The sequence below is a fragment of the Herbiconiux sp. VKM Ac-2851 genome (assembly GCF_013205105.1).
Classification (GTDB): Bacteria; Actinomycetota; Actinomycetes; order Actinomycetales; family Microbacteriaceae; genus Herbiconiux; species Herbiconiux flava.
On the sequence record NZ_JABMLJ010000004.1, the window covers coordinates 219,281 to 232,696 of the forward strand.

General features: G+C 70.6%; 14 protein-coding genes. 6 read left to right on the forward strand and 8 right to left on the reverse strand.

Translation table 11 applies throughout. From position 1 onward, the window contains the following. Window positions 1–45: 45 nt before the first annotated feature. Window positions 46–1,575 carry a glutamate--tRNA ligase gene (gene gltX / locus HQQ85_RS19225; RefSeq protein ID WP_173184186.1) on the forward strand — a complete coding sequence of 510 codons (1,530 nt, stop codon included), beginning with the start codon at window positions 46–48 and terminating at the stop codon, window positions 1,573–1,575. A 113-nt stretch (window positions 1,576–1,688) separates the two neighbouring features. Beyond that, window positions 1,689–2,624, forward strand: a complete 936-nt coding sequence (locus HQQ85_RS19230; protein ID WP_173184436.1) for an NAD(P)/FAD-dependent oxidoreductase — start codon at window positions 1,689–1,691, stop codon at window positions 2,622–2,624. Window positions 2,625–2,774: 150 nt separating this feature from the next. Here the strand turns inward: HQQ85_RS19230 and HQQ85_RS19235 are convergent, their stop codons facing one another. Further along, a complete protein-coding gene (locus HQQ85_RS19235; protein WP_173184188.1) occupies window positions 2,775–3,242 on the reverse strand; it encodes a GNAT family N-acetyltransferase in 468 nt (155 codons plus the stop codon). 144 nt (window positions 3,243–3,386) lie between these two features. On the opposite strand from HQQ85_RS19235, the gene HQQ85_RS19240 reads away from it, so the two are divergent. Next, window positions 3,387–4,058 (forward strand): DedA family protein, encoded by a 672-nt coding sequence (locus tag HQQ85_RS19240; protein WP_173184190.1) that lies wholly within the window; start codon window positions 3,387–3,389, stop codon window positions 4,056–4,058. A 23-nt stretch (window positions 4,059–4,081) separates the two neighbouring features. Further along, window positions 4,082–4,651: a putative glycolipid-binding domain-containing protein gene (locus tag HQQ85_RS19245; RefSeq protein WP_173184192.1), complete on the forward strand. Its 570-nt coding sequence runs from the start codon at window positions 4,082–4,084 to the stop codon at window positions 4,649–4,651. On the opposite strand, the gene HQQ85_RS19250 is transcribed toward HQQ85_RS19245, so the two are convergent. Both HQQ85_RS19250 and HQQ85_RS19255 read right to left on the reverse strand, forming a co-directional pair. Next, window positions 4,632–5,243, reverse strand: a complete 612-nt coding sequence (locus HQQ85_RS19250) for a GrpB family protein (RefSeq protein WP_173184194.1) — start codon at window positions 5,241–5,243, stop codon at window positions 4,632–4,634. The two genes, HQQ85_RS19245 and HQQ85_RS19250, sit on opposite strands and share 20 nt — an antisense overlap. A 91-nt stretch (window positions 5,244–5,334) precedes the next feature. Beyond that, the gene (locus HQQ85_RS19255) at window positions 5,335–6,171 is read right to left on the reverse strand and encodes an alpha/beta fold hydrolase (protein WP_173184196.1); all 837 of its coding nucleotides are present in this window, start codon (window positions 6,169–6,171) and stop codon (window positions 5,335–5,337) included. A gap of 323 nt (window positions 6,172–6,494) precedes the next feature. Between HQQ85_RS19255 and HQQ85_RS19260 the strand changes: the two genes are divergently transcribed. Then, on the forward strand, window positions 6,495–6,941 hold the full coding sequence (locus HQQ85_RS19260) for a DUF6325 family protein (RefSeq protein WP_173184198.1): 447 nt from the start codon (window positions 6,495–6,497) through the stop codon (window positions 6,939–6,941). 88 nt (window positions 6,942–7,029) lie between these two features. Beyond that, on the forward strand, window positions 7,030–7,416 hold the full coding sequence (locus tag HQQ85_RS19265; protein ID WP_173184200.1) for an SHOCT domain-containing protein: 387 nt from the start codon (window positions 7,030–7,032) through the stop codon (window positions 7,414–7,416). Window positions 7,417–7,418: 2 nt separating this feature from the next. Here the strand turns inward: HQQ85_RS19265 and HQQ85_RS19270 are convergent, their stop codons facing one another. The 5 genes from HQQ85_RS19270 to cls all read right to left on the reverse strand — a co-directional run bounded on the left by HQQ85_RS19270 (window position 7,419) and on the right by cls (window position 13,325). Then, a complete protein-coding gene (locus HQQ85_RS19270) occupies window positions 7,419–8,354 on the reverse strand; it encodes an HAD family phosphatase (RefSeq protein WP_173184202.1) in 936 nt (311 codons plus the stop codon). Then, window positions 8,351–9,205, reverse strand: coding sequence for a formylglycine-generating enzyme family protein (locus HQQ85_RS19275; RefSeq protein ID WP_173184438.1), 855 nt, complete (start codon window positions 9,203–9,205; stop codon window positions 8,351–8,353). Before HQQ85_RS19275 ends, HQQ85_RS19270 begins: the two co-directional genes overlap by 4 nt. 70 nt (window positions 9,206–9,275) lie before the next feature. Continuing rightward, a complete protein-coding gene (locus HQQ85_RS19280; protein ID WP_173184204.1) occupies window positions 9,276–10,817 on the reverse strand; it encodes an arylsulfatase in 1,542 nt (513 codons plus the stop codon). 164 nt (window positions 10,818–10,981) lie between these two features. Then, window positions 10,982–11,824, reverse strand: coding sequence for a class II glutamine amidotransferase (locus tag HQQ85_RS19285; protein WP_173184205.1), 843 nt, complete (start codon window positions 11,822–11,824; stop codon window positions 10,982–10,984). A gap of 16 nt (window positions 11,825–11,840) precedes the next feature. Next, the gene (gene cls / locus HQQ85_RS19290; RefSeq protein ID WP_173184207.1) at window positions 11,841–13,325 is read right to left on the reverse strand and encodes a cardiolipin synthase; all 1,485 of its coding nucleotides are present in this window, start codon (window positions 13,323–13,325) and stop codon (window positions 11,841–11,843) included. Window positions 13,326–13,416: the final 91 nt, after the last annotated feature.

A 13,416-nucleotide genomic window follows, 5' to 3' on the forward strand; every position in this document is an offset into this window, starting at 1 on the left:
CCGGCCACCGCGGCTGTCGGGCCGCCCCGATAGAATCGGCGGGTCATGAGCGCATCGTCACCAGCACAGTCGTCCGAGCATCCGTTCTCCACCGCCACGGGCGCCGACGTGCGCGTGCGGTTCTGCCCGAGCCCCACCGGCACGCCCCACGTGGGCCTCGTGCGCACCGCCCTGTTCAACTGGGCCTACGCGCGCCACACAGGCGGGAAGATGATCTTCCGCATCGAGGACACCGACGCCAACCGCGACTCGGAGGAGAGCTACGAGCAGCTCATCGACGCCCTCACCTGGCTCGGCCTGAACTGGGACGAGGGGCCCGGCATCGGCGGGCCGCACGCCCCCTACCGCCAGTCGGAGCGCTACGACATCTACCGCGACGTCATCGCGCGGCTGCTCGAGTCGGGCCACGTCTACGAGAGCTACTCGAACGCCGAGGAGATCGACGCCCGCAACGAGGCCGCCGGCCGCGCGAAGCAGCTCGGCTACGACAACTTCGACCGCACGCTCAGCGACGAGCAGAAGGCGGCCTTCCGGGCCGAGGGCCGCGAGCCGGCGCTGCGCCTGCGGGTGCCCGACACCGAGCTGTCGTTCGACGACCTCGTGCGCGGCGAGATCACGTTCCCGGCGGGATCGTTCACCGACTTCGTGATCGTGCGGCCCAACGGGCATCCGCTCTACACGCTCGTGAACCCGCTCGACGACGCTCTGATGGGCGTCACCCACGTGCTGCGCGGCGAGGACCTGCTCTCCTCGACGCCCCGCCAGATCGCGCTGTACCACGCGCTGATCGACATCGGCGTCACCACCTTCGTGCCGCGCTTCGGCCACCTGCCCTACGTGATGGGCGACGGCAACAAGAAGCTCTCCAAGCGCGACCCCGAGTCGAACCTGTTCCTGCACCGCGAGCGCGGCTTCATCCCCGAGGGCCTCGTGAACTACCTGGCGCTGCTCGGCTGGTCGCTCGCGCCCGACCGCGACGTCTTCTCGCTCGAGGAGATGGTGGCGGCGTTCGACGTGGTCGACGTGCTGCCGAATCCGGCCCGCTTCGACCTGAAGAAGGCCGAGTCGATCGACGGCGACCACATCCGGCTGCTGGCCGCCGACGACTTCGCGGCGCGTCTCGTGCCCTATCTCGAGGCGGCCGACATCGTGTCGGTTCCGTTGACGGATGCGCAGCAGCACGTCCTCGACCAGGTCGCCCCGCTCGTGCAGACGCGCATGCAGCTGCTCGGCGAGGCGCCCGCGCTGATGGCGTCGTTCTTCGTGCCGGCGGCGTCGCTCTCCTACGACCAGGATGCGCGCAAGTCGCTGCCCGAGAACGCCGGGCTCGTGCTGAACGCGGCCATCGCCGGGCTGCTCGACGTGCCGGAGTCGGAGTGGGAGCACGAGGCCATCCAGTCCGCGCTAGCCGCGGCGCTGATCGACGGGCTGGGGCTCAAGCCCCGCGTGGCCTACGGGCCGCTGCGGGTGGCGCTGTCTGGGCGGCGCATCTCGCCGCCGCTGTTCGAGTCGATGCAGATCTTCGGCAAGGCCGAGACGATCGCGCGGCTCGAGGCGCTGGTGGCGGCGCTGTGACCAGGGCGCCTGCGGCCGGCGCGGCCGGTGCGCCTGCGGGTGTGTCGTCCGTGACGGCGTCGGGTGCGGGTGTGTCGTCCGCCACCGCGGCCGCCGCGGGACCGGCCGAGGCCGTGCGCGGCTTCGACGGCGACCGCTACGAGGTCATCGTGATCGGCGGCGGCCCCGCCGGCCTGTCCGTCGGCCTCAACCTCGTCCGCGCCCGGCGCCGCGTGCTGATCCTCGACAGCAACCGGCCCCGCCACTCGGCCACCCTCATCTCGCACGGCTTCATCACCCGTGACGGTGTCTCGCCGCTCGAGCTGCGGGCGCTCGGCCGCGAGGAGTTCGCGGCGTATCCGACGGCCGAGTTCCACCAGGGCCTCGTCGGCACGATCACGCCGGGGGAGGGTGAGTTCACCGTCACGTCCCGAGGAGTGCGCGGCTCGGCCGACCGGGTCGTCACAGCGCCGGTCGTGGTGCTGACCCACGGGCTGGCCGAGACGCTTCCGGCCCTGCCGAGCATCCGGGCCTACTACGGCACCGCCCTGCACAGCTGCCTCGCCTGCGACCTGTTCGAGAAGAGCGACCAGCCGCTGGCCCTGATCGGCACCGCGTCCGACCTCGCCGAGCGCGCGCTGATCGTCTCGCAGGTCACCGACGACCTGATCGTCTTCACCAACGACGCCCCCGACGCCGTCACCGACGCCGAGGAGACGGCCCTCGCGGCCCGCGGCATCGCCGTGGAGCGCCGCCCGATCGACGACCTCGAGGGCGACCGCTCGGGCCTCACCGGGGTGCGCCTCGCCGACGGCACGGTCATCCCGCGCACCGGCGGCTTCGTGCGCCCCACCTGGACCGTCCCCGACGCGCACCTCACCGAGCTCACCGGCCTCGAGCGCGACCCCGACGGACACCTCGTGGTCGACGCCCTGGGCGCCACCTCGGTGCCGGGCCTCTACGCGGCCGGCGACCTCACACCCCCAGGCCCGCAGCAGCTCATCGTCGCCGCCGGAGCCGGCGCCCGCACGGCCGCGGCAGTCGCCCGCCACCTCCTCGGCCCCCTCTAGGCCCGCAGCCCCTCCCGCCACGTCGGCACGGGAGGAGAATCGGCCCGACGGCGCCGTGGACGGCCCGACGGCCGCATTCTCCTCCCGTACCGACCCGAGCCGAGTCAGGTCGGGTCGGGCCGAGCCGGGCCGAGCCGAGCCGAAACTGCTCTAGGCGCCGCCGAGCATCCGACGCATCAGGAAGCGGTCGAGCGTGATCGCCCCGCGCGCGACCGTCTCTCGATGCACCACCTCGAAGCCCGCACGCTCGAACACCGGCCGCGCCACGAGGCTCGCGTGCGTCGTCAGCTCGCCCAGCCCGTCGGCGACGCCGATCGCCACGACCGCGTCCAGCAGCCGACCCGCGACACCGCGGCGGGCGAACGAGGGATGCACGAACAGCCGATCCACGTAGCCACCGACCCCCAGGTCACTGAACCCCGCGACCGCGCCGTCGATCTCGTCCACCACCGTGCGCGTCGCGAGGCGCTCGACGTTCCACGCGGCGAGCTCGCGCGGGCCGCCTGCCCACGCCCGAACCTGCTCCTCGCTGTACTCCGAGCGGGCCGTCTCCAGGATTGCCCGCTCGAACACCTCGAGCGTCGCCGCCGCGTCGCGCTCGTCGTACCCCCTGATCACGCGACGAGCCTAGCGAGCCGGCCCGCGCATCCGCTCGCCACCGAGGCCCGTCGGCGAGGCGCCACGCGCTGGCTGCGGACAGCCGGAGTGCAGACGCCCGGGACAGCCGCAGGGCGGCCGCGCGGGAGCCGCTAGGGTCGAGCCATGCTGGTCAGAGACATCTTCGGGTTCCAGGACGCGATCGAAGGCGCCGGGCTGTGGGGCCTGCTGCTGGTGTGCGTGATCGTGTTCGCCGAGACCGGGCTGCTGATCGGCTTCTTCCTGCCGGGCGACACCCTGCTGTTCTTCGCCGGGCTGCTGACCTTCACGGGTACGATCCCGCTGCCCCTCCCCGTCGTCATCCTCGCGGTCTTCGCGGCGGCCTTCCTCGGCGACCAGCTCGGCTACACCATCGGCAAGCGCGCCGGCCCCGGCATCTTCGAGCGGCGCGACTCGGGCTTCTTCAGCCGCAAGAACGTCGACCGCACCCAGGCCTTCTTCGACCGCTTCGGCGGCTGGGCCGTCACGATCGCCCGGTTCATCGGGGTCGTGCGCACCTTCGCGCCGGTCGCCGCCGGGGTCGGCCGGATGAAGCGCTCGCACTTCTCGGCCTACAACGCGCTCGGCGCCCTGATCTGGTCGTCCGCGATCATCGGGCTCGGCTACGCGCTCGGCGGCATCCCCGAGGTGGCCGAGGTCGTGCAGCAGTACATGGAGTGGGTGCTGATCGGCATCGTCGTGCTCACCGTCGGCTCGGCGCTGATCGCCTACCTCCGCCAGCGCCGCGCGGCGCGCGCAGCGGCGACGGGCCCGGCGAGCGGACCGGCGGGGGAGTAGGTTCGAGCGCGAGGAGGTCCGTCGTGCACATCGTCACCCGCTCCCTCGCCTGGGTACCGGCAGCCAGGCCGGGCTTCGAGGGACTCACCCTCACCCTGACCCCCACGGGTGCCACCGCGGTCGGCCACATCACCGCCGAACCCTCCGAGAGCGACCCCCGAGGCTTCGACGTGTTCTACCGCGTCGAGTGCGACGAGGCCTGGCGCACGCGCTACGTCACGGTCGCGGACACCGCGACGAGCCGCTCGCTCGAACTGTGGTCGACGGGCGACGGTCACTGGCAGGGCGACGACGGGCGGATGCTCGTGCAGCTCGTCGACGCCGTCGACGTCGATCTGAGCGCCACCCCCTTCAGCAACACCCTGCCGATCCGCCGGCTCGGGCTGGCCCTCGGCCAGAGCGCCGAGATCACCACGGCGTACATCGACATCCCGGCGCTGCACGTCTCGGCCGACCGCCAGCGCTACACGCGCATCGCTCCCTCGACCTACCGCTACGAGTCCCTCGACGGCAGCTTCGTGCGCGACGTCGAGGTCGACGACGAGGGCTTCGTCACCGACTACCCGGGCCTCTTCACGCGCGTCGGTCGGTGAGCCCGGCGGCCCGCCGCGCCCGCTCCTTGATGGCGACGATGACCTCCGTCTTCGCGTCGGAGTAGGCGTTCATGTCGGCCCAGCTCCGCGCCATCAGAGCGCGCTTGGTGCTCTCGTAGAGGGCGCGGTCGGCGGCGTCGGCGCGCAGGTGGTCGCGGAGGAGCAGGTACTCCGCGATCGCGGGGTCGCCGCGCCGGTAGAGGTGCACGTGCACATCGCGCTCGGGCGTGCGCACGAGGCGGTGGCCCGGCTCCCGCACGCGGAGCACGTAGCCGGCCGCGAGGAGCGCGTCGAGATAGTCCTCCTCGTCGGTGATGTCGTCGACCGCGACCACGATGTCGACGATCTGCTTCGCCGCGAGCCCCGGCACCGAGGTCGAGCCGATGTGCTCGATGCCGATGTGCTCGATCACGACGGGCTCACTGCCGGCGCGGGCGTCGGCGAGAGCATCCTGAATTCGACGCCGGTGGGTCTCGAAGACGGTCGCCCACGCGGGGTCGTACTCGTGCAGCCCCACCGTCAGCCGCTCGGGCCCGCCCACGAGCTCGACCGCCGTCACGTCGGGCCGCCGGGGCGCCTCGCTCTGCTGCACCCGTCCATTCTCGCAGACTGAGGTGCGCCCGAACGCAGAAGAGGTGCACCCCGGGCGAACCGTGGGTGCACCTCTTCGAAGGGCCGAGCTGCTACGACTTGATGAAGGCGAGCAGGTCGGGGTTGATCACGTCGGCGTGGGTCGTCAGCATGCCGTGCGGGTAGCCCTCGTAGATCTTCAGGGTCGAGTTCTGCAGGAGCTCGTGCTGCTTCAGAGAGGCGTCCTTGTAGGGCACGACCTGGTCGTCGTCGCCCTGGGTGACGAGCACGGGCACCGAGATGGCCTTGAGGTCGTCGGTCTGGTCGGTCTCGGAGAAGGCCTTGATGCCCTCGTAGTGGGCGATCGCGCTCCCCGTCATTCCCTGGCGCCACCAGTTGGCGACGACGGGCTCGGACAGGGTCGCGCCCGGCCGGTTGAAGCCGTAGAACGGGCCGGAGGCGACGGCCTGGTAGAACTCGGCGCGGTTCGCGGCCAGAGCGCTGCGGAACCCGTCGAAGACCGAGATCGGGGTGCCCTCGGGGTTGGCGTCGGTCTGCACCATCAGCGGCGGAACCGAGGAGACGAGGACGGCCTTCGCCACGCGGCCCTGAGGCTCGCCGTACTTCGCGACGTAGCGCGCGACCTGGCCGCCACCGGTCGAGTGACCGATGTGGATGGCGTTCCGCAGGTCGAGGTGCTCGACGACGGCCGAGGCGTCGCTGGCGTAGTGGTCCATGTCGTGGCCGGTGCCGATCTGGCTGCTCCGGCCGTGGCCGCGGCGGTCGCTCGCGATCACGCGGTAGCCCTGGGCCAGGAAGAAGAGCATCTGGGCGTCCCAGTCGTCCGACGACAGGGGCCAGCCGTGGTGGAACATGATGGGCTGGGCGTCGGGGTCGCCCCAGTCCTTGTAGTAGATTTCTGCGCCATCGTCCGTGGTCACAAACGGCATGATCGACCTCCGCGTTCAGTGTTCCCGCTCTTCGGGGGGTGAAGAGTGGCTCCACCATAACGCCGCGAAATGGCCGCTGAGAGCGCGATCCCGGATGTTTCGACAGCTGTTCAGTCGAGCGGTCGCCGCTTACGACGCCCGTCGCATCCGGGCAGCCCGAGCGCGCCCGCACGGTCGCCGAGCGGGGCCCGATACGCGAGCTGGTGGGGCCGGATGCTCGGCCGGGCTCACCCGGATCGGGTGACGTCCGCCGGTGCGACCCCGCCTAGCGTGGAACTGTTGCAGTCCGGCCGCCGCGGCTCGGGCGGGAGAGGACGATCGCGATGACGTCGACCGACGAGCAGGACTTCGCGTACGGGCCCGTCGAGCTCTGCCTCGTCGGATTCGCGGGCGAGCGACCGGGGAGCGCGATCGTGGAGGCCATCCTCGACCTCGTCCGGAGCGACACCGTGCGACTGCTCGACCTGCTGTTCGTGTCGCGGTCACTCGACGGAGAGCTGACCGTACTCGAGGTGGAGGAGGTCGCCGAGGCCTACGGTCTGCCCGACTTCGAGCTCGTCGAGCTCGGTCTCACCGGCGACGAGGACATCGCCGAGCTGGCGGAGGCCGTCGGGCCGGGCTCGTCGGCGGCCGCCCTGGTGATCGAGCACCGCTGGGCGCGCACTTTCGCGCGGGCGCTGTTCGAGGCGGACGGCGCGGTGCTCCGCACCGAGCGCATCCCGGCCACGGTCGTCAACGATCTCGTCAGCGCCGTCGACGCCGCCGGCTGAGGCGGCGCGGCGAGGCGAAGCACGGCTAGGCGCGGCCAGGCGCGAGCGACAGGACACGGCCCGAGAACACGACGAGAAGGAGACGACCATGCTGGGACGACGGATCGGACGCGGGGGACTGCTCGGAGCGGCTGCCAGGACGGCGGTGATCGCCGGGACGGCGACCGCCGTGTCGGGAGGGATGCGGTCGAGGGGTGCCGCGCGCGATCAGCAGGCCGCCGAGGCGGCCGCGTACGAGCAGCAGCAACAGCAGGCGCAGATCGACTTCGCGGCGCAGCAGGCGGCGGCGCAGCAGGCGGCACAGCAGCAGGCCGCAACTCAGCAGGCCGCGCAGCAGCAGGCGCCCGCGCCCACCGCGGCGCCCGGCCCGGGTGGCGACCTCATGGCCCAGCTGCAGCAGCTGGCGCAGCTGCACGCGCAGGGCATCCTCTCCGACGACGAGTTCACCGCCGCCAAGTCGAAGCTCCTCGCGTAGCGTCACTCCTCGGGGAACACCGCGCCCCAGTCCGCGCCCACGCTGACCACCGTGAATCCGGATGCGGCGGCCGACGACAGGGCGAGTTCCGCCCCCTTGTCGTACGGCAGATCGCCCCTGTCGGCGTGGTCGTCGTGGTGCACGAGCAGGCTGAGCGACCGCGGATGCCCCTGCACGAAGCGCAGCATCGGGATGTCCCCGTTCGAGTTGCCGGCCGCCAGGATGGGGCGGCGCCCGATGCGGCTCCAGATGCGGATCGGCTTCTCGGGCCCGTCGTCGAAGAACGAGAGCTCCGCGGCGTAGGTCACCTCGTTGCTCCCGGCGTCGTAACGGAGCCCGACGGCCGAGCCGATCACCCGTTCCGGCGAGATGCCGTAGTAGTCCTCGGAGATCGGCCGCATGAAGTCCCGGTCGCCGCCCGAGACGATGTAGCAGCTGAAGCCGTGCTCCTCGAGGTAGCGCAGGAGCTCGATCATCGGCTGGTAGACCGTCGTCGAGTAGGCGCGACCGAGGGTGAGGTGCTTCGCGACCCGGTAGAACTCCGTGACCGCGCTCTGGTAGTCCTCGACGCTCATCCCGACGGTCGTCTCCAGCAGGGCTGCGATGATGACCTGCAGCTCGGAGTCGTCGCCCGCGTAGTGCTTGTCGAACGCGCCGCCGATCCAGGCGAAGTCGCCGGTGGCCGCCGCACGATACGGCTGCCGATCGGCGAGCGCCGGATCGGCACGGGCCGCGGCGGCCCACTGCTGCACGATGTAGTGCAGCTGGGTCGGCATGGGCTTCTCGGTCCACAGCGTGCCGTCGTTGTCGAAGACGGCGATCCGCTCCGCCGGGGGCACGGCGTCCGCCCCCGTGGTCACGGCCTCGACGAAGCCGAGGATCGCGTCCCGGGTCGGGGTGCTCCGCCACGAGGGCAGCGGATCCCGTTCGGCGCTCATCGCACGACCCGGAAGCCGAGGTGGCTCATGCCGGTGTCGACCATCTGCGGCCGGCGGGCGGCGGGCCGGTAACGCCGGCAGTAGCTGTCCGCGCAGAGGAACGACCCGCCCTTGACCACGCGCCGGGGCACCTCGAAGGGCTGCGAGCGGTCGATGCTCGCCTCCCGATCGCCCCCGCGCGGGTTCTCCGGGGCGCAGCAGTGCGTCTCCGCGTCGTGCGCCCGGTACCAGTCCGAGGTCCACTCCCACACGTTGCCGGCCATGTCGTACAGCCCGAAGCCGTTCGGCGGGTACGAGCCGACCGGGGTGGTCGACCCCGAGCCGGGTGCGGCGCGCCACGGGAACTCGCCCCGCCAGTGGTTCGCGCGCGGCAGCTCGCTCTCCGCTTCGTCGCCCCAGGTGTACCGGGCTCCGTCGAGCCCGCCCCGGGCGGCGAACTCCCACTCGGCCTCCGTCGGCAGTCGGCCTCCCTCCCACTGCGCGTAGCTCTCCGCGTCCTCGTAGGCGATGTGAACGACCGGATGCTCGGGCAGCCGCCCGATCGTCGACCCGGGGCCGTGGGGGCGGCGCCAGTTCGCGCCCGGCGTCCAGGCCCACCACTGGCTGAGGTGCCGGAGGTCGACGGGGCCCGACGTTCCGGTGAAAACCATCGACCCCGGAGCGAGGTTCTCGGGCGGAGCATCCGGGAACTCGGCCGGATCGAGCGCCCGTTCGGCCACCGTCCGATAGCCGGTCGCCGTGGTGAAGCGGGCGAAGTCGCGGTTGGTCACCGGCGTGGCGCCGATCTCGAAGCCGTCGACGCGCACCCGGTGCGCCGGGGCCTCCTCGGGGTAGTGCGAGTCCGAGCCCATGGTGAACTCGCCGCCGTCGACGGGAACCAATTCGGTCACTGCGGTGGTCGCGAATGCCGGCGCGACCACGTCAGTCCCCTCCGGCCAGGAACATCTGCAGCTTCTCGACGGCCTGCCCGATGGTGAACGTGGCCGCGTGCTGGCGGGGTGGGAACTCCTTGAAGGTGGCCAGGAACTGCGCCACTAGCGCCTGCGACGCGAGCACCAGGTAGCTGTTCTGGAAGAGCCAGTCGTAGTAGATGTTCGAGGTGATGTCGGCGCGTTCGAACGGGTCGGTCCTGAGGTTGAACATCTTCGGCACCCGCAGCACGACGAACGGGTCGAACCAGACCTGGAGGGTCCCCGGCACGCGCTGCTCCATGAACACGACCTTCCAGTTGTCGTAGCGGAGCGCCAGGACGTCGCCGTCGTCGGAGAAGTAGACGAGGCCGGGCCGCGGACCCTTCTCGACCTCACCGGTGAGGTAGGGCAGGAAGTCGTAGCCGTCGATGTGCACCTTGTAGCTGGTGTCGCCGATCGTCTTCGACGTCTTCAGCTCCTCGACGGTGGTCGTGTCGCCCGCCGCGGCCAGGAAGGTCGGCAGCCAGTCGTGGTGCTGGATGATCTCGTTCGACACGACACCGGCCGCGATGTGCCCGGGCCAGCGGATCAGCTCCGGGATGCGGAACGCGCCCTCCCAGTTGGTGTTCTTCTCGCTGCGGAACGGGGTCATCCCGCCGTCGGGCCAGGTGTTCATGTGCGGGCCGTTGTCGGTCGAGTAGATGACGATGGTGTCGTCGGCGATGCCGAGCTCGTCGAGCTGGTCCAGCAGCGAGCCGACGACCCGGTCGTGATCGATCATGGTGTCGTGGTACTCCGACTGCCATCGGCCGGCCTGACCGATGCTCTCCGGCTTGGGGTGGGTGCGGAAGTGCATGTGCGTGGTGTTCATCCAGACGAAGAACGGAGTCTCGCTGTCGGCGGCGCGGCCGATGAAGTCCTGGGCGGCTTCGGCGAAGACCTCGTCGATGGTCTCCATCCGCTTCTTCGTCAGCGGGCCGGTGTCCTCGATGCGCTGCCGGCCGCGACGGCCGTACCGCTCGTCGACCGTGTCGTCGTCCTCCTCGCTCGCCCAGGAGTGGATGACCCCGCGCGGCCGGGCCCGCTCGTTGAAGGTCGGGAACTCCTCCGGCGACGGCCAGTTCGCCGACTCGGGCTCCTCCTCGGCGTTCAGGTGGTAGAGGTTCCCGTAGAACTCGTCGAAGCCGTGCACCGTGGGCAGGAACTCGTTCTTGTCGCCGAGGTGGTTCTTGCCGAACTGCCCGGTCGCATACCCGTGGGGCTTCAGCAGTTCGGCGATCGTCGGGTCCTCCGGCTGCAGCCCGATGTCGGCACCCGGCATGCCCACCTTGCTGAGGCCCGTGCGGAAGACGCTCTGTCCGGTGATGAACGAGGACCGTCCCGCCGTGCAGCTCTGCTCGCCGTAGGAGTCGGTGAAGCGCATCCCCTCGTCGGCGATGCGATCGATGTTCGGCGTGCGGTACCCCATCAGACCGTCGCTGTAGCAGCTCAGGTTCGTGATGCCGATATCGTCTCCCCAGATGACGAGGATGTTGGGTTTGCCACCAGGCATGGGAACTCTCCTTGCGCTCGGTCACTGCGTCGTGCGTGCCGCGTCGACGCGTGCATCGCCGCGGACATCGCCTCCGCGAGAAGCTTCGACCACCGCGGCCGCCGGTTCCTCACCCGGACCGGGTGAGTTTGCCGGCCGTCGTCACGCTGAGGTCGTCTCCGCCGTCACGCACCAGCCGCGGTGAAGGGGCGGTGGTGGTAGCCCGAGGCGTCGACCACCGCCACCGTCGACTCCGGCACCTCGAGGAACACCCCGGGGAGGTCGTTCAACGGTTCGGAGACGATGAGGTGCGCGTGCCGCCCGAACAGGGCCAGGCGCTCTGCGTCGGGGTACATCTCGCGCAGGATGTCGACATCGGCCGAGTGGAAGAGGGATCGCGTCCGGCCCTGGGACGAGTAGCGGAACGCCCACACCGTGACCCCGTCCGAGACGGCGACGGTGCCCTGCATCGCGAACGGCACGCCGTGCGCGCGGCCGACCTCCTCGACCAGGCGGATCGCCGCCCCGAGCGCGGCGATCGGGTCGTCCTCGAGACCGAGGGTGAGCGCCAGATGGAACAGCACCTCCGAATCGGTGGTGCCCAGGATCTCGGGGTAGAGCGAGGGGTCGACGGCGAAGGTGAGATCGCGCTTCATGGCGGCGAATCCGGCCAGGAAGCCGTTGTGCATGAACATCCACCGGCCATGACGGAACGGGTGGCAGTTGCTCTGCTGGATGGGCGGGCCCGCGGCCGCCCGCACGTGGCTGAAGAAGAGCCGGCTCCGGATGCTCTGCGTCAGCTCCCGCAGGTTCTGGTCGTTCCAGGCGGGTTCGATGCTGTGGAAGAACGCCGGCGCCGAACCCGGGTCGCCGTCCTCGGGGTACCAGCCGAAGCCGAAGCCGTCGCCGTTGACCGTCTCGGCCCCGAGCGGCGAGTTCAGCGACTGCGCCACCAGCGAGTGCTGTGCGTCGAGGATCACGGTGGAGGGTCGGAGTGCTTCGCCTGTGTAGGCCAGCCAACGGCACATGTCACGTCACCTTTCGCTACTCGAGGGCCGAGGTGAGGCGGGCCAGGCCGTCGAGCGCGGTCGAGGATCGCGGCTCCCGCGACCACTCCTCGCGGGTCAACTCGCTGCCGGCGGCGCGGTAGCCCTCCTCGACCTCGCGCATCCGGTTCACGAACTCACGGCCGCGGACGAGCAGCGACACCTCGAGGTCGAGGCTGAACGAGCGGATGTCCATGTTGCTCGACCCGATCACGGCGATGTCGTCGTCGATCGAGAGGTGCTTCGCGTGCAGGATGAACGGGGCCGGGTAGCGGAAGATCCGAACCCCCGCGTCGAGCAGGGCCGTGTAGTAGGAGCGCTGGGCGTGGAACACGGGCCCCTGGTCGCCGATCTCGGAGACGAACAGCTGCACCTCGAGGCCCCGCTGGCACGCCGAGGTGATGGCGTACATCATCGCCTCGTCCGGCACAAAGTAGGGGCTCGTGATGATCGCCCGCTTCTCGGCGGCGTAGAGCAGCGACAGGAACAGGCGCAGGTTGTTCTCGGTGTCGTAGCCGGGACCGCTCGGCACGACCTGGCACTCCAGCGCCGCGGGCGAGGAATCGAATCGCACCTCCGGCCCCGGGACGTTGACCGTCGGATCGGTGACGTCCAGGAACACACCCGTCTCCGCGAGCCAGTCGGAGAGGAACACCGTGTTGATGCTCGCCACGACCGGGCCCTCCACGCGGGTCATCAGCTCCTGCCACTGCAGGCCCCTGGCGATGTTCTTCGCGGAGTCGTAGCTGCGGTCGATCAGGTTCTGCGAGCCCATGAAGGCCACCCGCCCGTCGACCACCACGAGCTTGCGGTGATTGCGCAGATCGGGCCTCTGATAGCGGCCCTTGAGCGGTATCACCGGGAGCATCCAGCTCCAGGCCACGCCGATGCGGTCGAGCTCCGCGAACGTCTCCGTGCTGTGGGCGACCTTCTTCGAGGAGACGTGGTCGGCCAGGAGCCGCACCGTCACACCCCGCTTCACGGCCGCCTCCATCGCCTCGAAGAAGCCCCGCGTCGTCACGTCGAGCGACACGATGAAGAACTCGACGTGCACGAAGTGGCGGGCCGTGCCGATCTCGCGCGCCATGGCGTCGATCGAGCCCTGGTAGTCCCCGCAGAGGGTCGCGGTGTTTCCGCCCACGACGGGCAGGCCGCCGAGAAGCTGGTTCTGCCGGGTCACGTTCTCGAACCAGGTCGGCCAGGTCGCCCGGCCCGGAGCGAGATCGACGCGACCGGCCTGCTCGGCGATCAGCGCGGTGGTGCGCGCCTGCTCCTCCCGGCGTCGCCGGGGGAGCTTGGCCGTGCCGATGACGAGGTAGAGGACGACGCCGATGTAGGGGAGGAACACGATGGCGAGCAGCCAGGCCATCGCCGCGGTCGGCTTGCGCTGCTTCGGGACGACGATGAGCGCGGCGATGCAGATGGCGGCGTGCACGAGCACGGCGATGCCCCACGCCAAATTCGTGCCGAGTACGCGGTCCATCGGCATCCCTTCGAACGGCGCCCTCCGGCCGGGAGCGTTGCAGCGAAACTAGCGCCGCGCTCCCTCCGCGGCATCATCCACAACGGGTGAC

Excerpts from the sequence above, each read along its gene's own strand:
- HQQ85_RS19260 (WP_173184198.1), top strand. The coding sequence starts at position 6,495 with ATGACGTCGACCGACGAGCAGGACTTCGCGTACGGGCCCGTCGAGCTC.
- HQQ85_RS19255 (WP_173184196.1), bottom strand. The coding sequence starts at position 6,171 with ATGCCGTTTGTGACCACGGACGATGGCGCAGAAATCTACTACAAGGAC.
- gltX (WP_173184186.1), top strand. The coding sequence starts at position 46 with ATGAGCGCATCGTCACCAGCACAGTCGTCCGAGCATCCGTTCTCCACC.
- HQQ85_RS19275 (WP_173184438.1), bottom strand. The coding sequence starts at position 9,205 with ATGGGCTCGGACTCGCACTACCCCGAGGAGGCCCCGGCGCACCGGGTG.
- cls (WP_173184207.1), bottom strand. The coding sequence starts at position 13,325 with ATGGACCGCGTACTCGGCACGAATTTGGCGTGGGGCATCGCCGTGCTC.
- HQQ85_RS19280 (WP_173184204.1), bottom strand. The coding sequence starts at position 10,817 with ATGCCTGGTGGCAAACCCAACATCCTCGTCATCTGGGGAGACGATATC.
- HQQ85_RS19285 (WP_173184205.1), bottom strand. The coding sequence starts at position 11,824 with ATGTGCCGTTGGCTGGCCTACACAGGCGAAGCACTCCGACCCTCCACC.
- HQQ85_RS19240 (WP_173184190.1), top strand. The coding sequence starts at position 3,387 with ATGCTGGTCAGAGACATCTTCGGGTTCCAGGACGCGATCGAAGGCGCC.
- HQQ85_RS19270 (WP_173184202.1), bottom strand. The coding sequence starts at position 8,354 with ATGAGCGCCGAACGGGATCCGCTGCCCTCGTGGCGGAGCACCCCGACC.
- HQQ85_RS19265 (WP_173184200.1), top strand. The coding sequence starts at position 7,030 with ATGCTGGGACGACGGATCGGACGCGGGGGACTGCTCGGAGCGGCTGCC.